This is a genomic window from Streptomyces sp. Tu 2975, assembly GCF_009832925.1.
Lineage (GTDB): Bacteria > Actinomycetota > Actinomycetes > Streptomycetales > Streptomycetaceae > Streptomyces.
In genome coordinates this window covers 4,307,503-4,328,462 of the sequence record NZ_CP047140.1, presented here as the reverse complement: position 1 = coordinate 4,328,462, position 20,960 = coordinate 4,307,503, and the positions used below count along the sequence as shown (strand labels likewise).

Below are 20,960 nucleotides of genomic sequence, written 5' to 3'. Positions count from 1 at the left end.
TACGTCCCCATGCAGGCGCATCGCACCCGTTCGGCCCTGAATGGCGGCCCGGACGGCCCCGATAGGTTGCTCCGTATGCGAGCAGTGGTACAGAGGGTCGACGGCGCGAGCGTCGTGGTGCCCGGCGAGTCGGGACCGGAGACCGTCGGTGAGATCACCGGCGAAGGACTGTGTGTGCTGGTGGGGGTCACGCACACGGACACCCAGGAGAAGGCGGCGCAACTGGCCAGGAAACTATGGTCGGTTCGTATGCTCGAGGACGAGAAGTCCTGCTCGGACGTGGGCGCGCCCCTGCTGGTGATCTCACAGTTCACCCTCTACGGGGACGCCCGCAAGGGGCGCCGCCCCACATGGAACGCGGCGGCCCCCGGCCCGGTGGCCGAGCCGCTCGTCGACGAGGTGGTGGCGCAGCTGCGGGCGCTCGGCGCGCACGTGGAAACGGGCCGGTTCGGAGCGAAGATGCGGGTCTCGCTCACCAACGACGGCCCGTTCACCGTGCTGATCGAGGTCTAGGGTCTTTCGTTCGGATCAGGCAGGCGCCGCGCGGGAGGCCCTGGCGGCGGTGGCCGGGCTACGGCTCGACGACCGTCTCCTGGGCGGCCGCCGTGTCCCCGGCCAGCAGCTCGGCGTCCACCGGCACGTTCCGCTTCACCAGGGCGAGCGCGATCGGCCCCAGCTCGTAGTGGCGGGCGGACGTCGTCACGAAGCCCAGCTGGCGGCCCTCGGCCCCCTCGGCGGCGAGGCGGACCGGAGTACCGGGCGGGGGCAGGTGCACCTCGCTGCCGTCCAGGTGGAGAAAGACCAGACGGCGCGGCGGCTTCCCCAGGTTGTGGACACGCGCGACGGTCTCCTGACCGCGGTAGCAGCCCTTCTGGAGGTGCACGGCACTGCCGATCCAGCCCAGCTCGTGCGGGATGGTGCGGTGGTCCGTCTCGAACCCGAGACGGGGACGGTGGCTCTCCACCCGCAGGGCCTCGTACGCGAGGATCCCCACGGCCGGCCCGGCCTCCGCGGCGAACGCCTCGAGGCCGGAGCGCGGCAGGAACAGGTCACGGCCGTGCGCCGTCTCCCGTACGACGACGCCTTCCGGCACCTCGGCGATGGACCCGGCCGGCAGATGGACGACCGCGAAGTCGTCGGTGCGGTCGGCCACTTCGGCCTTGTAGAAGAACTTCATCGACTCCAGGTAGCCGATGAGCGCCTCGCGCGTGCCCGGTTCGACGTGCACCCAGACCGTCTCGCCGTCGTCGACGAGATACAGGGCGTGCTCGACGTGGCCGTGCGCGGAGAGGATCAGCGCCTCTGTGGCCTGCCCGGGGGCCAACTCGCTCACATGCTGGGTGAGCAGCAGATGCAGCCAGCTCAGCCGTTCCTCGCCGGTGACGGTGACGACCCCGCGGTGCGACAGGTCCACGAAGCCCTTGCCGTCGGCGAGGGAGCGCTGCTCACGGAACAGGTCGCCGTAGTGCGCGGCGACCCCTTCGTCGCGCCCCTCGGCGGGGACAGCGCCGGGCAGGGCCAACAGAGGGCTGGTCGATGACATGGCCCCAGCCTACGACTCGGTCTCCGCGGCCTTCGCCGTGCAGTCCTCACAGCGCCCGAAGATGGCGAAGTGCTTCATGTCCGTCTCGAAGCCGAACGTCTCACGCAGCTTGGTGGTGAAGTCCGCGGCGACCGAGACGTCCGCCTCGATCACGTCCGTGCAGTCCCGGCACACCAGATGGAGATGATGGTGCCGGTCGGCGAGATGGTAGGTGGGCGCGCCGTGGCCGAGATGGGCGTGCGAGACGAGGCCCAGCTCCTCGAGCAGCTCCAGCGTCCGGTAGACCGTGGAGATGTTCACCCCGGACGCGGTCTTGCGCACCTCACCGAGGATCTCGTCCGGCGTGGCGTGCTCAAGGGCGTCGACGGCCTCGAGGACAAGCTGGCGCTGCGGAGTCAGCCGGTAGCCGCGCTGCCGCAGATCGCTCTTCCAGTCGGTGCTCACCACGCCCCCAGTGTAGGCAGCGCGCACCGTCCGGCGGCCGTCCGGTGCGAATGGATGTCCCGCCGGCGGAGTGCCGTGTCCGGGAGGCAGGCCTACTTGAAGAAGGCGATGCCGTCGTCGGGCAGGTCACCGAGGTCCTTCGCCCACGACTCGACCTGCTCGGGGGTGACGACCTTCTTCAGGTGCGCCGACATGTACGGGCGCAGTGGCACCTCGGGGGTGGCCTTCTCGCCCACCCACATCAGGTCGCTCTTCACGTAGCCGTACAGCCGCTTGCCGCCGCTGTACGGGCCGGAGGCCGCGGTGCGGGCGACGGCGTCCGTCGCCAGGTCGATCTGCGGCTTCTGGTGGGCGAGCTCGCCGTACCAGATCTCCACGATGCCCTGGTCACGGACCATGACGACCTCGACCTTGCGCTCCTTGTCGATGCGCCAGTAGCCGGACTCGCTCTCCAGCGGCTTGACCTTGTTGCCCTCGGTGTCGAGGACCCAGGAGTGCGAGACGTACTCGATGAAGTCCCGGCCGTCGTGGCTGAAGGTCACTGACTGGCCGAAGTTGCACTTCTCGGCGCCGGGGAAGTCCGCGACGCCCGCGCCCTCCCACGTGCCCAGCAGGAACGCGAGGGGGACGAGGTCCGGATTCAGGTCGGACGGGATCTCGATCATGAGCAGCTCTGTCGATCTCTAGGGTGTCGAGTGGTACGGGTCCCGAGGGTACGGGTGACTACCGCTGGCCCTGGTACAGCTTCTTCACGGTCAGACCGGCGAAGGCGAGGACGCCGACGCAGACCAGAACCAGCAGAGCTTCGAAGAAAACGATCACGGGGTGCTCCTCGAATGAGCGTGGAGGCGAAAGCAGGCCGGGCCCCAGCTTAGTGGGCGGGGGCCCGGCCCGTTCTGTGAGGTCGCGTCAGCCGAGCAGCTGGTTCTGCAGGACGACGGTCTGGTGGAAGGGCACGAGCGGAGCCTCGCCCTTACGGGAGACCACCACGAGCGCGAGGGTGTCACCGGCGGTGACGTACGCGTGGCGGACGTGCACCGGGCCGCGGGGCGCCGGCTCGTCGTAGACGTAGCGCTCGGTGGACGTCACCTTGGCGGCGGTCTCCCAGTCCAGGTCGAACGACGACACCTCCTCCACGCCCTCGGGCCGCAGCCCGGTGTCCGGCGCGCCGCCGATCTGCGCGTCGAAGTAGTGGCCGGCGAGGGCGGAGGTGTGGAAACGGAGCAGGAAGATCCGTGTCGAGGTGCCGTCCGGCATCGACCAGCCACGGGCGACCACATGGCGCAGACCGCCCTCGGTGAGGTGCTCCCGCAGGCTCTCGCGGCCGTCCTCCGCGTACTCGTCGAGGTACCGGTCGACGGTCACCCGGCTCCGTTCACCCCGCAGGGACCTGTCGGGGGTGCTGCCCGCGGGCGCCGGAAGCAGCAGCTGCTCCAGGTCCGCGTAGTGGATCTCGCCCGGGTTCTCCTGCACGAACGGGAGCGGTGCACCGGCCGGCAGCACCGGCTTGGTCAGCTGCGGGTAGTCCCAGCGTCCGTCGGAGAGGGTGGACAGTCCCGGGACGTCGGTGCGCTCCTGGTCGACGACGGCAAGCGCCGTGCCGGTGCCGGCCGCGGCGAAGACCACCACGGCGGCCGTCCAGCGCAGCACGGCCCGCAGAACCCGGCGGTCACGCTGTCGCGGGACGGCGGCGGGCTGCGGCTCCGGGGCCTGGGCGGCGGTCCCGTCGGACGCGGGGGCCTCCTGCGGGGCGGACTCGGGGGCCGGCGTGTCCGGGAGCGCCGCGGCAGGCGGTGCCGACCCGGGGCCGGGCGCCGGGGCGGGGGCCGCTGGGGTGTTCTGGTCGGTCACACGGACTCCCCGGGTGAAGCGATGTGGTCGAGCTGCTCGCCGACGAGCTCGGCGAGCGACTTGGTGGTCAGCGGCTTGGGCCCGTACGCGTACATGGTCACCAGCACCTCACCCACGTGGCCGGTGCACATCATGGCGTCCAGCTTCAGGTCCTTGACCTTCGGCAGCAGGAAGCACGCCGCGTCCGGATGCCCCTTGATCTTCGGCCCCTTGCGGAAGACGCCGAAGGCCTCGGTCATCTCCTTCTGGAATGCGGTGATTCCGGTGACAGCCTTGGTGTTCTCCAGCTGCGCAAGGCGCGTCTCGAGGACGTACCGGTTGCCCGAGTCCCGGTAGCTGCGCATGGCCAGGCCCTTGATGCGCAGCTTCTCTACGGCCTTGTCGTACGCCTTGCGCTTCGCGCTCGGCAGGCCCCGGGAACCCTCCTTGAAGAGTGCGACCGCACGCCGCTGGTCCACGACGGAGTCGTTGCCGAACTCGTCGATGTCCGGACCCGGGCGGTCGAAGGGCGGCAGGGGAAGCAGCTGTGCCGCCAGCCCGGTCGGATCCAGAGGCGGAAAGTCCAGCTCCGGATGCTCGGCCGGCTCGGCCCAGGTGACCGTCGGCGCGGTCCGGTCCGCGTCCCGCAGAGCGGTACGGCCCCAGCCGGCGGCGCCGGCGACGAGGCCGAGGCCCACCACGGCGGCGACGAGCTTCACAGGGAAGCGCCGCCGGGCGACGGGCGCGGGCGCCTCGGGCGCGGGCGCCTCGGGCTGCGGGACGGTCACAGGCGGCTCGGGCTGCTCGGGCTGCGGGACGGTCACAGGCTGCTCGGGCTGCTCGGGCACGGCAGCCTCGGCGGGCCGCTCGGGCCTCGCGTCGGGGGCCGGCGCCTCGGGAGTCGCCTCTCGGCGTTCGTCGTGCTGGGTCACAGTCGCTCCAACTGGCGCTTCGCGAGCGACTTCAGGGCCTTCTCGCTGATCGGGCCCGAGTTGTTCACGTATTCGATGATCATGACGAGGTCGCCGCGCCAGGCGACGGCCCGGCCCTGGTAGAGAGGCTCGTACCCGGCCTCGCGGTGGGGTTCGTCGTAGACGTAGGTGCGGCCGTTGGCGCTGCCGGGGATGGGCTCGCCGTCGTTGCCGGCCCACTCGTCCTCGCTCATGTACGCCTGCTGACCCTCGCCGAACCGCTCCGCGTTGAGTTCGGTGTTCTCGCGGAACTGCACCAGGCGGATGTCGACGTAGACCTTCTCGTCCTCGGACCATCCGACGCTCACGGCCCGGCGGAAGTCGTTCTCCGCGAGGTCCTCGAACATGTAGTCCTCGTCCTCGAACCACGTCGCGAAGGAGAAGAGGTCGTCCCAGTCGGCCTTCTTCTCCGTCTTCGCACCCTTGGGTTCGGGGACCAGCAGCTGCCGCAGGTCGCCGTCGGTCTTCACCCAGCGGTTGACGGACACGGACCGGGCGGTGGTGTGCTCCCCCGCCGTGACCGGCTTCGGGGTCCTGATCTCCGGCTGGGAGAGCGGCGGGAGCGGCGTCGGCTCCCGGTGGTACTGCACGGTGTAGCCCGTGACCGCGCCCGCGACGACCCCGAGGACCGCGGCGGCGGCGACGAGGAGCGTCGTGCGCCCTCTGCGGCGGGGCCGGACGGTCGATGCTGCCGGCTCCGGCGCCGGGTCCGGGACGGCTGCCGGGTCTGCCGGGTCTGCCGGGTCCGGGACGGCTGCCGGCTCCGGCGCCGGGTCCGGGACGGCTGCCGGGTCTGCCGGGTCTGCCGGGTCCGGGACGGCTGCCGGCTCCGGCGCCGGGTCCGGGACGGCTGCCCGCGGCACGGCCGGCTCCGGTCGTGTGTCGGGTGCCGCCTCCTGCGGCACCTGATGGTCCTGCGTTTCCAAGAGTCCCCCCACGAGACCTGAGCCGCGGATTCCGTATCCGCGTATCCAGCAGACTCCGGCCGCGGGGCCAGGGTTGTAGGGCGGCGCATTACAGTTCGGCATATGGCGAACAAGCTCGTGATCAAGGTGACCGCAGGTGCCGACGCACCCGAGCGCTGCTCCCAGGCCTTCACGGTCGCGGCCGTGGCCGCGGCCAGCGGGGTGGAGGTCTCACTCTGGCTGACCGGGGAGTCCGCCTGGTTCGCGCTGCCGGGGCGGGCGGCCGAGTTCGAGCTGCCGCATGCCGCGCCGCTGCCCGAGCTGATCGAGTCGATCCAGGCGAACGGGAAGATCACGCTGTGCACGCAGTGCGCGGCGCGGCGGGACATCACGGAGAAGGACACGCTCGAGGGCGTGCGGATCGCGGGCGCGCAGGTGTTCGTCAGCGAGATCATGCCGGAGGGTGTGCAGGCCCTGGTCTACTGACCGCGCCCCCGCACCGCGCCGGCCCCGCCTACTGGTGCGGCCGGCGTCTGCCGTCGAGCTCGTCCCACCAGTCGTCGGACTTCGGATCGCCGGACGGGTCGTCCCACCAGCGGTCGTCCGGGCCGCGCCGGTTGGCGATCACGGCGGCGACCGGAGGGATGACCATGGCGACGACGCACATGCCCACCGCCACGGGGACGGACCACAGCCGCACCACGGCCCAGGCGGCGACGAAAAGGAAGAGGCAGCCGCCCATCAGCAGGAAGTAGACGTGCCGACGCCTGGCGTACATGCCTCCAGCGTACGACCGAAGGGCCGCACCTCGTTCCCGGTAGCGTCCAACCCCCAGGAGGTGCGGCCCTTCGGCCTGTCAATGACTCAGACGGCGATGGCGACCTCGGAGAGGCCCCCCGTCCGGGCGACGACCGTACGGTCCGCCGTGCCGCCGGGCACGAGCGCGCGCACGGTCCACGTGCCCTCGGCCGCGTAGAAGCGGAACTGTCCGGTCGCCGAGGTCGGGACCTCCGCGGTGAATTCGCCGGTCGAGTCCAGGAGACGGACGTAGCCCGTCACCGGCTCGCCGTCGCGGGTCACCTGGCCCTGGATGGTGGTCTCACCGGGCTTGATCGTCGAGGCGTCGGGGCCGCCGGCCTGCGCTCCACACATGCTGTTCTCCAGAAAAGGTCGGGGCGGATTACTTGTTGGCGCCGAGCTCGATCGGCACGCCGACCAAGGAGCCGTACTCGGTCCACGAGCCGTCGTAGTTCTTGACGTTCTCCTGGCCGAGGAGCTGGTGGAGCACGAACCAGGTCAGCGCGGAGCGCTCGCCGATGCGGCAGTACGCGATGGTGTCCTTCGACAGGTCGACCTGCTCGTCCTCGTAGAGGGCCTTGAGCTCCTCGTCGGACTTGAACGTTCCGTCGTCGTTGGCGTTCTTCGACCACGGGATGTTGCGGGCGCTGGGCACGTGGCCCGGACGCTGCGACTGCTCCTGCGGGAGGTGCGCCGGGGCGAGCAGCTTGCCGCTGAACTCGTCGGGCGAGCGCACGTCGACCAGGTTCTGGCTGCCGATCGCGGCGACGACGTCGTCGCGGAAGGCGCGGATGGACGTGTCCTGGGCCTTGGCCTTGTACGCGGTCGCCTCACGGACCGGCACCTCCGCGACCAGGTCGCGGGAGTCGAGCTCCCACTTCTTGCGGCCGCCGTCGAGCAGACGGACGTCGCCGTGGCCGTAGAGCTTGAAGTACCAGAAGGCGTAGGAGGCGAACCAGTTGTTGTTGCCGCCGTAGAGAACGACGGTGGAGTCGTTCGCGATGCCCTTCGCCGACAGGAGCTTCTCGAATCCCTCCTGGTCGATGAAGTCACGGCGGACCGGGTCCTGGAGGTCCTTGGTCCAGTCGATCCGGATCGCGTTCCTGATGTGGTTCTTGTCGTAGGCCGAGGTGTCCTCGTCGACCTCGACGATGACGACCTTCGGGTCGTCGAGGTGGGCCTCGACCCAGTCGGCGTCTACCAGGACGTCGCTGCGGCTCATGGTTGTTCTCCTCCGGGGCAGTGTGCGGCGGTGGTGCGCGAGGGGTTGTGCGCGAGAGGTGTGCGGGTACGCGGAAGGGCGTCGATCAGCACGGGGTGGCCCTGACATGGAGGTCGAAGGGCCTGGGGATACGGGGCAGTGCTCCCGCTCAGACGGTGCGACAGAGCATGGCGGCGACGCGGCACAGGTCTACTGCCCGCCGCTTCGTGAGATCCGCCTGTCGCTGCTTCATGGGACCGATCGTAGGGACGAGTCGGTGGCCATGTCACCGGCGTGTCGTATGGTGAGACGCGATCGTCCACTATTCGGGATGAGCATCGGATCCCTGCCGCTCGGGCGTGTCCCCGAGGCGGGCCGCGCCCCGCCTGCATCTGCACAGCGGACACCGCCGTCTCACCATTCGGCGCGCCCGGCCCCGGTCCGCCCCCGACCGGGCGCGCCCGCTCCGCCCTGCACCGGTCCGGCAGGACGCGGCCCGGCGCCCCCGGTCCGGCGCGCCCCTCGGCTCAGTTCCCTCGGCTCAGCCCGCGAGCCGGACGTCCTTGCCGGTGACCGTGATGACGACGCCGTCCGGCCCGGCCTCGACCTTCTCGAGCTTCAGCCCCGCCGGCAGCCCGCCCAGTTTCCGGTCGAAGTCCGTCTTCTTACGGATCTCGCCCTCGAGCCCGGGGACGCCCTCACCCGGGACCTTGTCGGCGCGCACCCTGATCGTGTCCCCGCCGACGATACTCACCGTGGACACCACGCTGCGCGTGATCTTCCCGAACAGCGGCAGCGTCACCGAGCCGGTGACCTTGACCTTGCCGTTCTCGCCGTACGCGACGCTGACACCGTCGTCGGCGGCCTCCGTGAGGTCCGCGTAGCTGATACGAGCGGTGCCCTCGGCACGGGCGGCCGTGGCGCTCGAGTACCCCTCGGCGACCCGGACGTCGAACAGGTCGGCGGTCATCTCCTCGATCCGCACCGGCCGGCCCGCCGCGCTGGTGCGTATGCCGTCGAGCTTGATCTCGACCTCGTCGAACTCGCTGTCCATCGCCTGCGTCAGGAAGGGAAAGCCCTTGATGGACACGGAAGTCGAGTCGGCCGTCCCCTCCTGGACCTTGATCCGCTCCGCCGCCTCCGACTCCGCCACGTTGAGCGCGATCCGGTCCGCGGCGACGAACAGGCCGCCGAGGACGACGGCGATGACGATCAGTATTCGCAGTGCACGCATGTGTTCGGTGTCCCCCACCCTGTCTGGCCACGGACGCCCGTTGAGCCCGAGCCGGTCGGGACGACGCCTGCGCAGTGATCGACGTCCGGCGGCCGCCGATGGTTCCGCACCTGCCCTCCGTGCGGGCGGCTATGCGAGCGCGCGCCCGATCAGGTAGACGGCGGGGGCAGCGGCGGTCAGCGGAAGCGCCACACCGGCGGTCATGTGGACGAAGCGGGAGGGGTAGTCGTAGCTCGCCACCCGCAGACCGATCAGGGCGCACCCGCCCGCGGCCAGACCGAGCACCGCGCCCCCGGAGCCCATGCCGGTGAGCTCGCCGGCCGCGATGCCGGCACCCGCCGCCCCCGCAAGGGAGAGCGCGGCGGAGACGACGCCGGACAGCGGCAGCGCACGGACCGTCGTGGCGACGGCGACGGCGATCGCACCGACCACCACCGCGTCGTCGGCGGCGGCCAGATGCCCGGCGGCCAGGACGGCGAAGGCCGCGGAGGCGACCGTCGCCATGAGGCCGTACATCCGCTCGTCGGGCCCTGCGTGACTGCGCAGTTGGAGGACGAGCGTCAGCAGCACCCACACCCCGAGCGTGCCGATGATCGCGGCGGGCGCGTTCCCGTCGCCGGAGGCGAGGAGCGCGACGTCGGCCGCGAGGCCGCCGAGGAACGCGAGCGCGATGCCCTGCCTGGCCGGCCACATGCCGTTCAGGCGGAACCAGCCGGCCGCGGTGACCGCCTGGAGCAGCACCAGCGGTACGAGCAGCGCGTACGGGCCGACGGCCGCGCCGCCGGCGAGCAGCAGCGCGAGCACGGCGGTCAGGCCGGCGGGCTGCATTCCCGGCGCGATGATCGGCGAACGCCCCTCGGCGCGGGCGCGCTGGGCGTCCGTGATCCGGGCGTTGCCGCCGACGGTCGGCGAGCTGTACCCGGCCGGGGCCTCGGGCGCCGCTTCCGCCACGGGGGCGGGCGCGCTCGGGTACGCCACCGGGGCGTGGGCGGGAGCGGGCGACACGGGCACCTCGGGCGGCAGCGGCAGACCCGAGGCGGCGGGCACCGGCGGCAGGTACGCCGTGTCGGCCGCACCCGGAGCGGGCGCCTGCTGCTGTGGCTGCGGCTCGGGCCCGCGCCAGGAGCCGTCGGCCCCGGCGGGCGGGTATGCGCCGGGCTGCACGACCGGCTGGTACTGCGTGTCCCAGGTCTCGCCCTGCCAGGTCTGCGTCTCGCCCGGGTCCCGGTACGGCTGCTGCCGGTGGGCGTCGTCGTGGCCCGTCGGCTGCTGCCGGTGGGCGTCCTCGTATCCCACCGGCTGCTGCCCGTACGCGTCCCCGTAGGACGGGTACGGCTGCTGTCCGTACGGATACTGCTGGTCGCTGCTCATGCTGTGCGGTTCACCCTCCTGCGAACGGCGGGAGCACCTCGACCGTGCCGCCCTCGGCAAGCCGTACGGTCTCATGACTGCGGGTCCCGACGGGGTCACCGTCGACGAGGAACGAGCAGCGCAGCAGTACGCGCGTCAGCTCCCCGGGGTGCTTGTCCCGCACCGCCTCCAGGGCCTCCGCGAGCGTCTCCGCCGCGTAGGGCTCCTCCGCGATGCCGGCCGCCGCCTTGGCCGCGGCCCAGTAGCGGATGGTTCCCGCTGCCATAGCGGCACTCCTTTCGTCTCTGTGCGCGCCGCTCACCATGATGGGCTATCGGCCGATGAGCCATTCCCCCAGGCGGCGCAGCAGCGCCTCGTCCGCCGCGTTCTCCGCGTGCCCCATGCCCTGCTCCAGCCACAGCTCCGCCGTCCCCTCTGCCGCCGCGGCGAGCATCCGGGGGTGGTCGAGCGGGAAGTACGGGTCCCGGTCGCCGTGCACGATCAGCAGCGGCGTCGGCGCGATCAGCGGCACGGACTCGGCCGGGGAGAGCGGCACCGGGTCCCAGTCCTGGTGGTGGATACGGGTACGGAAGCCGTACCGCCCGACGATCCGGCCGGCCGGGCGCGTGACCACCCAGTGCAGCCGCCGCATCGGCGCCGTACCGCGGTAGTACCAGCGGGCGGGGGCGCTCACCGAGACGACCGCGTCCGTGCGTGCCTCCGTGCGCCCCTCGTGCATCCGGGCGCCGTACAACGCCGCGTGCCGCAGCACCACCGAACCGCCCATCGAGAAGCCGACGGTCACCACCCGGGTGTGCCCGAGCGACCGGGCCCACTCCACGGCGGCGGCCAGATCCAGTACCTCGCGGTCGCCGACCGTGGAGCGCCCGCCCGAGCGGCCGTGGCCGCGGAAGGAGAAGGTCACCACCCCCGCGTACCGCGAGAAGGTCCGCGCCGCGCGGCGCACCGCGGGCCGGTCGACCGAGCCGGTGAAACCGTGCGCGACGACGACGACGGTGCCGGTCGGGCCACTCGCGCAGGGCGCGTAGCGGGCTTCGATCCGGACACCGTCGGATGTCAGGAGAGTTGCGCCCTGAGGGCGCGGAGAGATCCTTGACACGTCCACAGTGTGAAATCGGCCCTCTCGCCCAGAACTCATGTGGGCTATTCTGCTGCGAGAGGATCCGGGCAATGCAGCCCCCGGATCCTTTTGTGTTTTCCGGCCATTGTTACAGGCTGGTGAACAAAGCCTCACAAAGGCTCTCAGGCGCGAGAGAGCCGCGTACGAAGCAGTGCACGTCCTCGCAGGGACCGAGGAGGAACCGACGTCATGGACGAGCGAACCGACGAGCGACCCCAGCACGCAGAAAGCACGACGATCAGAGCAGGTGGGACGCGATGAGCTCCCTGCTGCTCCTGACCAATGCCCTCCAGCCGTCGACGGAGGTGCTTCCCGCCCTCGGACTGCTTCTGCACAACGTACGGGTGGCACCGGCGGAGGGGCCTGCCCTCGTCGACACCCCTGGTGCCGACGTGATCCTCGTCGACGGCCGCCGCGACCTGCCGCAGGTGCGGTCGCTGTGCCAGCTGCTGCGGTCCACCGGGCCCGGCTGTCCGCTCGTCCTCGTCGTGACCGAGGGCGGCCTCGCGGCCGTCACGGCCGACTGGGGCATCGACGACGTGCTGCTGGACACGGCCGGACCGGCCGAGGTCGAGGCACGGCTGCGGCTCGCGACCGGCCGCCAGCAGATCACCTCCGACGACTCCCCGATGGAGATCCGCAACGGTGACCTGTCGGTGGACGAGGCGACGTACAGCGCCAAACTGAAGGGCCGGGTCCTCGACCTGACCTTCAAGGAATTCGAACTGCTCAAATACCTCGCGCAACACCCCGGCCGGGTCTTCACCCGGGCGCAGCTGCTCCAGGAGGTCTGGGGCTACGACTACTTCGGCGGTACGCGCACGGTCGACGTCCATGTGCGGCGGCTGCGCGCCAAGCTCGGTCCCGAGCACGAGTCGCTCATCGGGACCGTCCGGAACGTGGGCTACCGGTTCGTCGCCCCGGAGAAGGTCGAACGGGCGGCCGAGGAGGCCAAGGCGAAGGCCGCCAAGGCAGTAGCCCGTCCGGATGACGGCGCCGAGGTGGAGCAACCGGCCGTACGCCCTGCCCAGAGGTAGGTCACCACGCGTAGACTTCGCGCGTGGCCAAGGTGACGCGGGACGATGTGGCACGACTGGCGGGGACTTCGACCGCGGTCGTCAGCTATGTCATCAACAACGGACCCCGGCCGGTCGCCCCGGCCACGCGCGAGCGGGTACTCGCAGCGATCAAGGAGCTGGGGTACCGGCCCGACCGGGTGGCGCAGGCGATGGCGTCCCGGCGCACCGACCTCATAGGCATGATCGTGCCGGACGCCCGGCAGCCCTTCTTCGCGGAGATGGCCCACGCGGTCGAACAGGCCGCCGCCGAACGCGGAAAAATGGTGCTCGTCGGCAATTCCGACTACCGCGACGAGCGTGAGGTCCACTATCTGCGGGCCTTCCTCGGTATGCGGGTCTCCGGCCTGATCCTGGTCAGCCAGGGCATGAGCGAGCGCGCGGCCGCCGAGATCGAGGCGTGGGACGCCCGCGTCGTCCTGCTCCACGAGCGGCCCGAGGCGATCGACGACGTCGCCGTCGTCACGGACGACATCGGCGGCGCGCAGCTCGCGACCCGGCACCTGCTCGAGCACGGGCACGAGTACGTCGCCTGTCTCGGCGGCGTCGAGTCGACCCCGTCGGTCGGCGACCCGGTCGCCGACCACGTCGAGGGCTGGCGCCGGGCGATGCAGGAGTCCGGCCGCTCGACGGAGGGACGGCTCTTCCAGGCCCCGTACAACCGCTACGACGCCTACCAGGTCGCGCTGAAGCTGCTCGCCGGGCCCGACCGCCCGCCGGCGATCTTCTGCTCGACCGACGACCAGGCCTTCGGCGTCCTGCGGGCCGCCCGTGAACTGCGGATCGACGTGCCGGCCGAGCTCGCGGTGGCCGGCTTCGACGACGTCAAGGAGGCGGCCCTGACGGACCCGCCCCTCACGACGATCTCCTCCGACCGCCCGGCGATGGCCCGCGCGGCGATCGACCTGGTCCTCGACGACGGTCTGAGGCTGGCGGGCTCGCGACGCGAACGGGTCAAGCAGTTCCCGTCGGGCCTGGTGATCCGCCGCTCCTGCGGGTGCGGCGAACCGTAGCGGCGACCGGCTCCGGACCGGGGACACTTCCCCGGTCCGGGCACCGCTTCACCAGGCGCCGTTGAGGCCGTACCAGTTGCCGTTGACCGACTCGGCGGCCCGGAAGGTCGTGCTGCCGCCGGTGCCCCGGTAGCCGAGCAGCCAGCCGGGGCTGCCACCCATGTATCCCTCGTTGGTGATCGTCAGGACGTCGTTGAGCGTGCCGCCGTTGTACGAGCCGACGCTGATGAAGGTGTCCATGATCTGCCAGCCGCCGCCGACCAGCTTGCGGGTACCGAACGCGCCGCGGCCGTTGCCCGGGTAGAGCCAGAGCTTCCCGGCCGTGTCGCGGGCCAGGAGATCGGGCCGCGCGTCACCGGTCAGGTCGCCCGGCCCGGTGAGGGCGTTCATGACCTGCCAGCCGCCACCGACGAGCTTGCGCGAGCCGAAGGCACGGCCGTTGCCCGGATACATCCACAGCCTGCCCGCCGTGTCCCGGGCCAGCAGGTCGCCCCGGCCGTCGCCGGTCAGATCGCCCGTGGCCGCGATCTGGCGCATGACCTGCCAGCCGCCGCCGACCGGCCTGCGGGTGGCGAAGCCGCCGTGACCCGTGCCCGGGTACAGCCACAGCTGCCCCGCCTTGTCCCGGGCGAGCAGGTCCTCGTTCTTGTCGCCGGTGAGGTCGCCGTGACGGGTCATGGCGTTCATGCTGTTCCAGCCGCTGCCGACGAGGCGGCCGGAGTGGTCACCGGGCAGTCGCCACAGCCGTCCGGCCGTGTCCCGGGCGAGGATGTCCGGGAACAGATCGTGGTCGAGGTCGCCGAAGCCGGCCGGCGTGGCGGTGGGCGACGTGACCCACTGCGGGTAGGCGGGCATGTGGCATTCCCGCTCCGTCCTGACGAATTTGATGGAGCTGATCCTGCGGTCCATGAACGGCGTGAAGCCGTACTCCCCGGCGGAGGCGTTCGGCTCCTCCTGCAGGAAGTCGGCGTCCGGCGCCGAGAGCGAGTAGCCGGGCTCGCTGTAGGCACAGGCGTAGCTCGACGCGCGGTTCACGACGGAGCGGATCCTGTTGTCCCAGGTGCCGAGCGTCGCCATGCTCTTGTCGGTCTTGAACATCTCTCCGTCACCGGACGTGCCGGTGAAGCCGCAGAAGTAGCCGCTCGGGCAGCGGTACGCACCGTCGGCGGCCTGTGCGGACTGAGCGGGCAGCACGGCCGTCAACAGGCCGCCCGTCACGAGCCCCGTCACCGTGGCGAGGACTCGTCTGATGCCTTTGTGCACTTCGGTTCCCTTTCCTCGCGCCCGCTGTCGGGCGTGGGGTGCACGGTGTAGACCCTTGAGGCCCGGCCACGGTTGCCCGGTCCCGGACGCCTTTCCACGGTGCCGCTCCGCCAGCAGCCTTATATCGGGCATACACGGTTCTGTCGGGCTTCTCAGCGCCGTCTCAGACGGCTCTCATCCGGGCCGACGACAGTCGGTGCCATGAGCGACCACTACCGCCGAAGCGGCGACGATGCCCACCACCAGCAGCCGTACGGCGCTCCCTTCCTGCAGGGAGCGGGCGGCGGATACCCGCCGGTCCCGCCCTACCTCCCCGGCGACGCCACGGCCGGGCACATCCCCGGACCGCACGCATCCGCACCCGCCCCCGCGCAGGCGGCCGGGTACGCGCCCGTGCCGGCGCGGCGGGCCCGGGCGAAGCGTCCCGTCGCGCTGCTCGCCGCAGTCGCCGTCGTCGCCGCGGCCTTCGGCGGTGGGGCCTCCGTCCTCGTCGGAGAGCTCACCAAGGACACCGGTAGCGGCGGCTCCGGTGCGGTGACCGGCACGAATGTCTCGCAGAGCAGCAAGGGAACGGTCGCCGGCGTCGCACAGGCGGTCTCTCCGAGCATCGTGGAGATCAGCGCCGACTCGAACACCGGGCAGTCCACCGGCTCCGGCGTCATCATCACCGAGGACGGCGAGATCGTCACCAACAACCACGTCATCTCGGGCGCTTCGACGATCAAGGTGCAGCTCAGCAACGGCAGGACGTACGAGGCGGACGTCCTCGGCACCGACCCCGGCAAGGACCTCGCCCTCATCAAGCTCCAGGGCGCGTCAGGTCTGAAGGCCGCCTCGCTCGGTGACTCGAGCAAGGTCAAGGTCGGCGACGAGGTCGTCGCGATCGGCTCGCCCGAGGGCCTGACCGGCACGGTGACGAGCGGCATCGTCTCCGCGCTCGACAGGGACGTGACCGTGGCCAAGGACGAGGAGCAGCCGCAGCAGCAGGACCCGCGGCAGGGTTGGCCCTTCGAGTTCGGCGGGCAGCAGTTCAACGGCGACACCGGCGACTCGACGACCACCTACAAGGCGATCCAGACCGATGCCTCCCTCAACCCCGGCAACTCCGGCGGCGCCCTGATCAACATGAACGGCGAGATCATCGGCATCAACTCGGCCATGTATTCGCCCAGTTCCGCCACCGGGTCCACAGCGGGCAGCGTCGGGCTCGGCTTCGCCATCCCGATCGACACCGTCAAGGCCGACCTGGACGCCCTCCGCTCCGGTGACGGCAACTGATCGCGTGCGAGGCTTGGTCCATGACTGAAGGTGAGCGCATCCTGATCGTCGACGACGAGCCCGCCGTGCGTGAGGCGCTCCAGCGCTCGCTCGCGTTCGAGGGGTACGGCACCGAGGTCGCCGCCGACGGCATCGACGCCCTCGCCCGCGCGGAGGCGTACGCACCCGACCTGATCGTCCTCGACATCCAGATGCCGCGGATGGACGGTCTGACAGCGGCCCGCCGGCTGCGGGCGGCCGGATCGACCGTGCCCATCCTGATGCTCACGGCCCGCGACACCGTCGGCGACCGGGTCACCGGCCTCGACGCCGGCGCGGACGACTACCTGGTCAAGCCGTTCGAGCTGGACGAGCTCTTCGCCCGTATCCGTGCGCTGCTGCGGCGCAGCTCGTACGCCACGGCCGGCCCGGGGGGCGCGGAGGAGGACGTGCTGTCCTTCGCCGACCTTCGGATGGACCTCGCGACCCGGGAGGTCACCCGCGGTACCCGCCGGGTCGAGCTGACCCGTACCGAGTTCACGCTGCTGGAGCTGTTCCTGGCGCATCCGCGCCAGGTGCTCACCCGTGAGCAGATCCTCAAGTCCGTGTGGGGCTTCGACTTCGAGCCGAGCTCCAACTCCCTGGACGTGTACGTCATGTACCTGCGGCGCAAGACGGAGGCGGCCGGCGAGCCGCGCCTGGTCCACACGGTGCGCGGCGTGGGGTACGCGCTGCGCACCGGCGGTCCCGAATGACGAACAGGTTCCGCGCGCTCCCGCTGCGCTCCCGTCTGGCGCTGCTGGTGGCGACGGCGGTGGCGGTGGCCGTCGCCGCGGCGGCCAGCGTGTGCTGGCTGGTGGTGCGCAGCGCGCTGGTCGACTCGCTCGACAACGCGCTCAGCACCAACCGGATGGCGCCGCGCCAGGTGCTCGCCTTCGTCGACCCCGCGGGCCAGTGCCGCAAGGCGGCCCCCGCCGGTCCCGACACCGACCTCTTCAAGTCGACGATCCAGCTGCTGGACCGCCAGGGGAACAGCTGTGTGGTCCTCGGAGACGAGTCGGTCGAGGTCACGGACGCCGACATCGACGTCGCCGGCGGCCGGTCCGACTCCTCCTTCCACAACGCCACGGCGTCCGACGGCTCCGAGTACCGCGTCTTCACCTATCCCATCGAGGGGTACGCGGGCGCGGTGATCGTCGCCCGTCCCCTCAGCGAGGTCGACGACACCCTCGGCAATCTGACGCTGGTGCTGGCCCTGGTCGCCGGCGCCGGTGTCCTCGGCGCCGGCGCGGCCGGCGCCTGGGTCGCCAGGACCGGGCTGCGGCCGGTGGACGAACTGACCGGCGCGGTCGAGCACGTGGCCCGCACCGAGGATCTGAGCGTGCGCATCCCGGTCGAGGGGGACGACGAGATCGCCCGGCTGTCCCGGTCGTTCAACGCGATGACGGCGGCGCTGGCGTCCTCGCGGGACCTCCAGCAGCAGCTGATCGCGGACGCCGGCCATGAGCTGCGCACCCCGCTGACGTCGCTGCGCACCAACATCGAACTGCTCGCCAGGAGCGAGGAGACCGGCCGCGCCATCCCGCCCGACGACCGCATGGCGCTGCTCGCCTCGGTCAAGGCGCAGATGACCGAACTGGCCGCGCTCATCGGCGACCTCCAGGAGCTGTCCAGGCCGGACGTGGGCGCGAGCGGCAAGGTGCAGGTGGTGGCCCTCCACGAGATCACCCAGGCGGCCCTCGACCGCGCGCGGTTGCGCGGCCCGGAGCTGACGTTCACGGCCCGGCTGGAGCCCTGGTACGTACGGGCGGACCAGGCCGCGCTGGAGCGGGCGCTGGTCAACGTCCTGGACAATGCCGTGAAGTTCTCGCCGCCGGGCGCCGAGGTCGAGGTGGGACTGGACGGTGGTGAGCTGACGGTCCGCGACCACGGTCCCGGCATCCCGCCGGAGGAACTGCCGCACGTCTTCGAACGGTTCTGGCGCTCCCCGTCCGCGCGGGCGCTGCCCGGCTCGGGGCTGGGGCTGTCGATCGTGGCGCGCACGGTCCGGCAGGCGGGCGGCGGCGTCGCTTTGGAACCGGCCGCCGGCGGCGGCACCCGCGCGGTGATCCGGCTGCCGGGGGCGGCGGGTCCGCCTCCGCCCACCCCCTGAGCCACCCGCGAGACGGAACGTCTTGCCAGTGAAGGACACAAGCTCTACTCTCTATCGAGACGAACCGTCTCGTCTCAGAATTTGTCGTCCACCGAAGGCAGCGCCCTTGTTCCCAGCCAGCGCCACCACCGCCCAGTTCGTCGTCACCGACGTCACCAAGCGCTACGACGACCACGTCGTCCTCGACCGTGTGTCCTTCACCCTGCGCCCCGGCGAAAAGGCCGGTGTCGTGGGCGAGAACGGCTCAGGGAAGTCCACACTGCTGCGGCTGCTCGCCGGAGCGGAGCAGCCCGACAACGGCAGCGTGGCCGTCACCGCCCCCGGCGGCATCGGTCACCTCGCCCAGACCCTCGATCTGCCGGACACCTGCCACGTCGGCGACGCGATCGACCTGGCCCTCGCCGATCTCCGGTCCCTCCAGCGGCGGATCCGCGTCGCGGCATCCGGGCTGGCGACCGCCGGTGAGGCGGGCCACGAGCGGTACGCACGACTGGTCGCCGAGTTCGAGGCGCGCGGCGGGCACGACGCCGACCGCCGGGTCGCGATCGCCCTGCACCGGCTCGGCGAGCGGACGGCACCGGCCCTGGACCGGCCGCTCGGCACGCTCTCCGGCGGTCAGCGCTCGCGGCTCGCGCTCGCCGCGACCCTCGCCTCCTCCCCGAGCTGCTGCTGCTCGACGAGCCGACCAACGACCTCGACGACACGGCCGTCGCCTGGCTCGAGGAGCGGCTGCGCGGCCACCGCGGGACGGTCGTCGTCGTCACCCACGACCGCGCGTTCCTCGACCGGGTGACCGCCACCGTGCTCGAGGTGGACGACGACCGGAAGACCGTGCACCGCTACGGCGACGGTTACGCGGGCTACCTCACCGCCAAGGCCGCCGCCCGCGCACGCTGGGCACGGGAGTACGAGGAGTGGCGCGACGAGATGGCCCGGCGGTCGAGACTGGCCGACGCCAACATCGGTGCCCTGTCCGCCGTTCCGCGCAAGATGCCGCGCGGCTTCAGCGGCGCCGGCGCGTTCCGCGCCCGCTCACGGACGCACGGCGCGGCGAGCCGCGTCCGGGACGCCCGGGAGCGGCTGCGGCGCCTGACGGAGAACCCGGTCCCGCCGCCTCCGCAGCCGCTGCGGTTCACGGCCCGGACAGAGGGCGGGGCGACCCGCGGTGTCGACCTGGCGGATGTGCGCGTGCCGGGGCGGCTCTCCCTGGACGCGCTGCACATCCAACCGGGCGGACGGCTGCTGGTCACCGGTCCGAACGGCGCCGGCAAGTCCACGCTCCTGAAGGTCCTGGCCGGCGAACTGGTCCCGGCGGCGGGCACGGTCGAGCGCCCTGAGCGGGTGGGCCTGCTGCGCCAGACCACCGGGCACGTGTCGGACGGCCGCACTGTCCTGGAGGCGTACGGCGAGGAGCGGGCCGAAGCCCTGCTCGCGACGGGGCTGTTCCGGTCCGCGGACCTGTCCAAGCCGGTCCGCACGCTCTCGGTGGGTCAGCGGCGCAGGCTGGAACTGGCCCGGCTTCTCGCCGGTCCCGTCGATCTGCTGCTGCTCGACGAGCCCACCAACCACCTCTCGCCCGTACTGGTGGAAGAGATCGAGGCAGCGCTGGCGCAGTACGCGGGGACGCTGGTGCTGGCCACCCACGACCGGCGGGCACGGGCGGCGTTCGACGGGCCGGAGCTGGCGCTCACCCCCTGCCGATGACCCGCGGGGCCTCGCGGCCCGTCACGGCCGGGTGCCCGCGGTCTCGGCAGCCGTACCGGACCCGCCGCCCGGCCCGTGCCGCAGACCGCGCCCGTTGGTGGCCACGGCCCGCGAGATGCGCGCCGCCGGTCGCCGGCGCCTCAACCGTTGTGGCGGATGAGCGAATCCACCAGCCCCGCCCGGGTGTTCGGGAAGTCGAGCGGAACGATGCCGAGGCCCCGCCAGGCGCTCGCCTCCGCGCCGTCGATGAAGCGGTGGACGCGCGGGTTGAGGTTGTCGGAGTTCCAGCGGGGCGGCAGATAGGCGGACGTGCTGACGTAGTTGACGAACAGCTTGCCCGGCTGCTGCACCGCCTTGCGGACGTGCGCCTCGATCTGCCTGTACTTGGGGTCGGGCAGGGCGTTCCAGTCGTCCTGGATGTCGAACCACGTGCCGTCCCCGTACCGCACGCCGGGCAGACCGCCGTTGTCGCCGAGAAGCACCACGCGCCCCCGCGCCTCACCGAGCACCGGGATGCCGTCACCGATCCGGAAGAGCGGGCGCCAGCCGCGGCGGTCGAGGTAGTCGTCGAAGATCGCGCGGAAGGTGGTGTCGCTGTCCTCGGAGTACTCCTGCTTGACCCGCATCAGCACCGTCTCCGACGGGTGTGCGGCGAGGAAGTCGCGGCAGGCGACGAGGACATCACCGAACATCATGTTCTGGTAGGACGGGCCGTGGTGGATGGCGAACGAGCCGTCGGTGACCCGGCACCGTACGTCGAGGAAGCGGATACCGCTGTCGAGTTGCTCGGCGATGGTGGTGTTCTGGCATTCGCTCCACGGCCCGCCGAAGCGCGCACCGGAGTCGTGGGTGCCCGGGATCGTGAGCCTCTGCAGCGGGGTGGAGTCGGCCGTGCCGGCCATCCAGTCCTGTGCGGACAGGGTGCGGCGGGGCGCGGCGGTGGCGTGGGGGGCGCCGATGAGGGCGGCTGCGGACAGTGCGGCAGCGCCTGCGAGGAATCTCCGTCGGTCCATGGCGAGGGAGTATGACGCGTCCACGTCAGAGTCACCAGACTCCCGTACCGTCCGGTAACGACGAA

22 protein-coding genes and 1 pseudogene are annotated in these 20,960 nt (G+C 71.6%); 8 read left to right on the top strand and 15 right to left on the bottom strand.

Annotated features, from left to right (window positions below; translation table 11 throughout):
- Positions 1 to 75 precede the first annotated feature (75 nt).
- Positions 76 to 513, top strand: a complete 438-nt coding sequence (gene dtd / locus GLX30_RS19155) for a D-aminoacyl-tRNA deacylase (protein ID WP_159690369.1) — start codon at positions 76 to 78, stop codon at positions 511 to 513.
- A 58-nt stretch (positions 514 to 571) separates the two neighbouring features.
- Here dtd and GLX30_RS19150 read toward each other — a convergent pair whose 3' ends face one another.
- The 6 genes from GLX30_RS19150 to GLX30_RS19120 form a co-directional block, all read right to left on the bottom strand.
- Positions 572 to 1,543: a folate-binding protein gene (locus tag GLX30_RS19150; RefSeq protein ID WP_159690366.1), complete on the bottom strand. Its 972-nt coding sequence runs from the start codon at positions 1,541 to 1,543 to the stop codon at positions 572 to 574.
- 9 nt (positions 1,544 to 1,552) lie between these two features.
- Positions 1,553 to 1,990, bottom strand: a complete 438-nt coding sequence (locus GLX30_RS19145; protein ID WP_159690364.1) for a transcriptional repressor — start codon at positions 1,988 to 1,990, stop codon at positions 1,553 to 1,555.
- An 89-nt stretch (positions 1,991 to 2,079) separates the two neighbouring features.
- Entirely contained in the window at positions 2,080 to 2,652 is a 573-nt protein-coding gene (locus GLX30_RS19140) for an FABP family protein (RefSeq protein ID WP_159690361.1), read from the bottom strand.
- Between the two features lie 244 nt (positions 2,653 to 2,896).
- Complete coding sequence (locus tag GLX30_RS19130) at positions 2,897 to 3,838, bottom strand: hypothetical protein (RefSeq protein ID WP_244258215.1); 942 nt, start codon at positions 3,836 to 3,838, stop codon at positions 2,897 to 2,899.
- Positions 3,835 to 4,749, bottom strand: coding sequence for a hypothetical protein (locus GLX30_RS19125; RefSeq protein ID WP_244258544.1), 915 nt, complete (start codon positions 4,747 to 4,749; stop codon positions 3,835 to 3,837). The genes GLX30_RS19130 and GLX30_RS19125 overlap by 4 nt, the downstream gene beginning before the upstream one ends.
- Complete coding sequence (locus tag GLX30_RS19120) at positions 4,746 to 5,714, bottom strand: hypothetical protein (protein WP_208545443.1); 969 nt, start codon at positions 5,712 to 5,714, stop codon at positions 4,746 to 4,748. The genes GLX30_RS19125 and GLX30_RS19120 overlap by 4 nt, the downstream gene beginning before the upstream one ends.
- Before the next feature lie 102 nt (positions 5,715 to 5,816).
- On the opposite strand from GLX30_RS19120, the gene GLX30_RS19115 reads away from it, so the two are divergent.
- Complete coding sequence (locus GLX30_RS19115; protein ID WP_159690358.1) at positions 5,817 to 6,179, top strand: DsrE family protein; 363 nt, start codon at positions 5,817 to 5,819, stop codon at positions 6,177 to 6,179.
- 28 nt (positions 6,180 to 6,207) lie between these two features.
- On the opposite strand, the gene GLX30_RS19110 is transcribed toward GLX30_RS19115, so the two are convergent.
- The 7 genes from GLX30_RS19110 to GLX30_RS19080 all read right to left on the bottom strand — a co-directional run bounded on the left by GLX30_RS19110 (position 6,208) and on the right by GLX30_RS19080 (position 11,435).
- A complete protein-coding gene (locus GLX30_RS19110) occupies positions 6,208 to 6,471 on the bottom strand; it encodes a DUF3099 domain-containing protein (RefSeq protein ID WP_159690356.1) in 264 nt (87 codons plus the stop codon).
- An 86-nt stretch (positions 6,472 to 6,557) separates the two neighbouring features.
- Complete coding sequence (locus GLX30_RS19105) at positions 6,558 to 6,845, bottom strand: DUF1416 domain-containing protein (protein ID WP_159690353.1); 288 nt, start codon at positions 6,843 to 6,845, stop codon at positions 6,558 to 6,560.
- Between the two features lie 28 nt (positions 6,846 to 6,873).
- Positions 6,874 to 7,713 carry a sulfurtransferase gene (locus tag GLX30_RS19100; RefSeq protein ID WP_159690351.1) on the bottom strand — a complete coding sequence of 280 codons (840 nt, stop codon included), beginning with the start codon at positions 7,711 to 7,713 and terminating at the stop codon, positions 6,874 to 6,876.
- A gap of 520 nt (positions 7,714 to 8,233) precedes the next feature.
- A complete protein-coding gene (locus GLX30_RS19095) occupies positions 8,234 to 8,926 on the bottom strand; it encodes a DUF2993 domain-containing protein (protein ID WP_159690348.1) in 693 nt (230 codons plus the stop codon).
- A gap of 129 nt (positions 8,927 to 9,055) precedes the next feature.
- Positions 9,056 to 10,297 carry a hypothetical protein gene (locus GLX30_RS19090; protein ID WP_244258214.1) on the bottom strand — a complete coding sequence of 414 codons (1,242 nt, stop codon included), beginning with the start codon at positions 10,295 to 10,297 and terminating at the stop codon, positions 9,056 to 9,058.
- Positions 10,298 to 10,307: 10 nt separating this feature from the next.
- On the bottom strand, positions 10,308 to 10,562 hold the full coding sequence (locus GLX30_RS19085; RefSeq protein ID WP_159690344.1) for a MoaD/ThiS family protein: 255 nt from the start codon (positions 10,560 to 10,562) through the stop codon (positions 10,308 to 10,310).
- Between the two features lie 45 nt (positions 10,563 to 10,607).
- On the bottom strand, positions 10,608 to 11,435 hold the full coding sequence (locus tag GLX30_RS19080; protein WP_159690342.1) for an alpha/beta fold hydrolase: 828 nt from the start codon (positions 11,433 to 11,435) through the stop codon (positions 10,608 to 10,610).
- A gap of 239 nt (positions 11,436 to 11,674) precedes the next feature.
- On the opposite strand from GLX30_RS19080, the gene GLX30_RS19075 reads away from it, so the two are divergent.
- The gene (locus tag GLX30_RS19075; RefSeq protein WP_159690340.1) at positions 11,675 to 12,454 is read left to right on the top strand and encodes a response regulator transcription factor; all 780 of its coding nucleotides are present in this window, start codon (positions 11,675 to 11,677) and stop codon (positions 12,452 to 12,454) included.
- Between the two features lie 23 nt (positions 12,455 to 12,477).
- Complete coding sequence (locus GLX30_RS19070) at positions 12,478 to 13,506, top strand: LacI family DNA-binding transcriptional regulator (RefSeq protein ID WP_159690337.1); 1,029 nt, start codon at positions 12,478 to 12,480, stop codon at positions 13,504 to 13,506.
- A 48-nt stretch (positions 13,507 to 13,554) separates the two neighbouring features.
- On the opposite strand, the gene GLX30_RS19065 is transcribed toward GLX30_RS19070, so the two are convergent.
- The gene (locus tag GLX30_RS19065) at positions 13,555 to 14,769 is read right to left on the bottom strand and encodes a peptidase inhibitor family I36 protein (RefSeq protein ID WP_244258213.1); all 1,215 of its coding nucleotides are present in this window, start codon (positions 14,767 to 14,769) and stop codon (positions 13,555 to 13,557) included.
- A 201-nt stretch (positions 14,770 to 14,970) separates the two neighbouring features.
- Here GLX30_RS19065 and GLX30_RS19060 point away from each other — a divergent pair, with 201 nt between their 5' ends.
- From GLX30_RS19060 to abc-f, 4 genes and pseudogenes are all read left to right on the top strand, one after another.
- Complete coding sequence (locus GLX30_RS19060) at positions 14,971 to 16,047, top strand: trypsin-like peptidase domain-containing protein (RefSeq protein WP_159690332.1); 1,077 nt, start codon at positions 14,971 to 14,973, stop codon at positions 16,045 to 16,047.
- Positions 16,048 to 16,067: 20 nt separating this feature from the next.
- Positions 16,068 to 16,781 (top strand): response regulator transcription factor, encoded by a 714-nt coding sequence (locus GLX30_RS19055; RefSeq protein ID WP_159690329.1) that lies wholly within the window; start codon positions 16,068 to 16,070, stop codon positions 16,779 to 16,781.
- Positions 16,778 to 18,178 carry a HAMP domain-containing sensor histidine kinase gene (locus GLX30_RS19050; RefSeq protein WP_159690325.1) on the top strand — a complete coding sequence of 467 codons (1,401 nt, stop codon included), beginning with the start codon at positions 16,778 to 16,780 and terminating at the stop codon, positions 18,176 to 18,178. The genes GLX30_RS19055 and GLX30_RS19050 overlap by 4 nt, the downstream gene beginning before the upstream one ends.
- 106 nt (positions 18,179 to 18,284) lie before the next feature.
- A pseudogene (abc-f, locus tag GLX30_RS19045) lies at positions 18,285 to 19,882 on the top strand (ribosomal protection-like ABC-F family protein).
- A gap of 140 nt (positions 19,883 to 20,022) precedes the next feature.
- Here the strand turns inward: abc-f and GLX30_RS19040 are convergent.
- The gene (locus tag GLX30_RS19040; protein WP_159690323.1) at positions 20,023 to 20,895 is read right to left on the bottom strand and encodes a phosphatidylinositol-specific phospholipase C; all 873 of its coding nucleotides are present in this window, start codon (positions 20,893 to 20,895) and stop codon (positions 20,023 to 20,025) included.
- Positions 20,896 to 20,960: the final 65 nt, after the last annotated feature.

Bases quoted from the DNA above. Each gene is read 5' to 3' on its own strand.
- GLX30_RS19095 (WP_159690348.1), bottom strand. From the start codon at position 8,926: ATGCGTGCACTGCGAATACTGATCGTCATCGCCGTCGTCCTCGGCGGC.
- GLX30_RS19100 (WP_159690351.1), bottom strand. From the start codon at position 7,713: ATGAGCCGCAGCGACGTCCTGGTAGACGCCGACTGGGTCGAGGCCCAC.
- GLX30_RS19050 (WP_159690325.1), top strand. From the start codon at position 16,778: ATGACGAACAGGTTCCGCGCGCTCCCGCTGCGCTCCCGTCTGGCGCTG.
- GLX30_RS19090 (WP_244258214.1), bottom strand. From the start codon at position 10,297: ATGAGCAGCGACCAGCAGTATCCGTACGGACAGCAGCCGTACCCGTCC.
- GLX30_RS19085 (WP_159690344.1), bottom strand. From the start codon at position 10,562: ATGGCAGCGGGAACCATCCGCTACTGGGCCGCGGCCAAGGCGGCGGCC.
- GLX30_RS19110 (WP_159690356.1), bottom strand. From the start codon at position 6,471: ATGTACGCCAGGCGTCGGCACGTCTACTTCCTGCTGATGGGCGGCTGC.
- GLX30_RS19115 (WP_159690358.1), top strand. From the start codon at position 5,817: ATGGCGAACAAGCTCGTGATCAAGGTGACCGCAGGTGCCGACGCACCC.
- GLX30_RS19105 (WP_159690353.1), bottom strand. From the start codon at position 6,845: ATGTGTGGAGCGCAGGCCGGCGGCCCCGACGCCTCGACGATCAAGCCC.
- GLX30_RS19140 (WP_159690361.1), bottom strand. From the start codon at position 2,652: ATGATCGAGATCCCGTCCGACCTGAATCCGGACCTCGTCCCCCTCGCG.
- GLX30_RS19150 (WP_159690366.1), bottom strand. From the start codon at position 1,543: ATGTCATCGACCAGCCCTCTGTTGGCCCTGCCCGGCGCTGTCCCCGCC.
- dtd (WP_159690369.1), top strand. From the start codon at position 76: ATGCGAGCAGTGGTACAGAGGGTCGACGGCGCGAGCGTCGTGGTGCCC.
- GLX30_RS19075 (WP_159690340.1), top strand. From the start codon at position 11,675: ATGAGCTCCCTGCTGCTCCTGACCAATGCCCTCCAGCCGTCGACGGAG.
- GLX30_RS19060 (WP_159690332.1), top strand. From the start codon at position 14,971: ATGAGCGACCACTACCGCCGAAGCGGCGACGATGCCCACCACCAGCAG.
- GLX30_RS19055 (WP_159690329.1), top strand. From the start codon at position 16,068: ATGACTGAAGGTGAGCGCATCCTGATCGTCGACGACGAGCCCGCCGTG.
- GLX30_RS19080 (WP_159690342.1), bottom strand. From the start codon at position 11,435: ATGAGTTCTGGGCGAGAGGGCCGATTTCACACTGTGGACGTGTCAAGG.
- GLX30_RS19040 (WP_159690323.1), bottom strand. From the start codon at position 20,895: ATGGACCGACGGAGATTCCTCGCAGGCGCTGCCGCACTGTCCGCAGCC.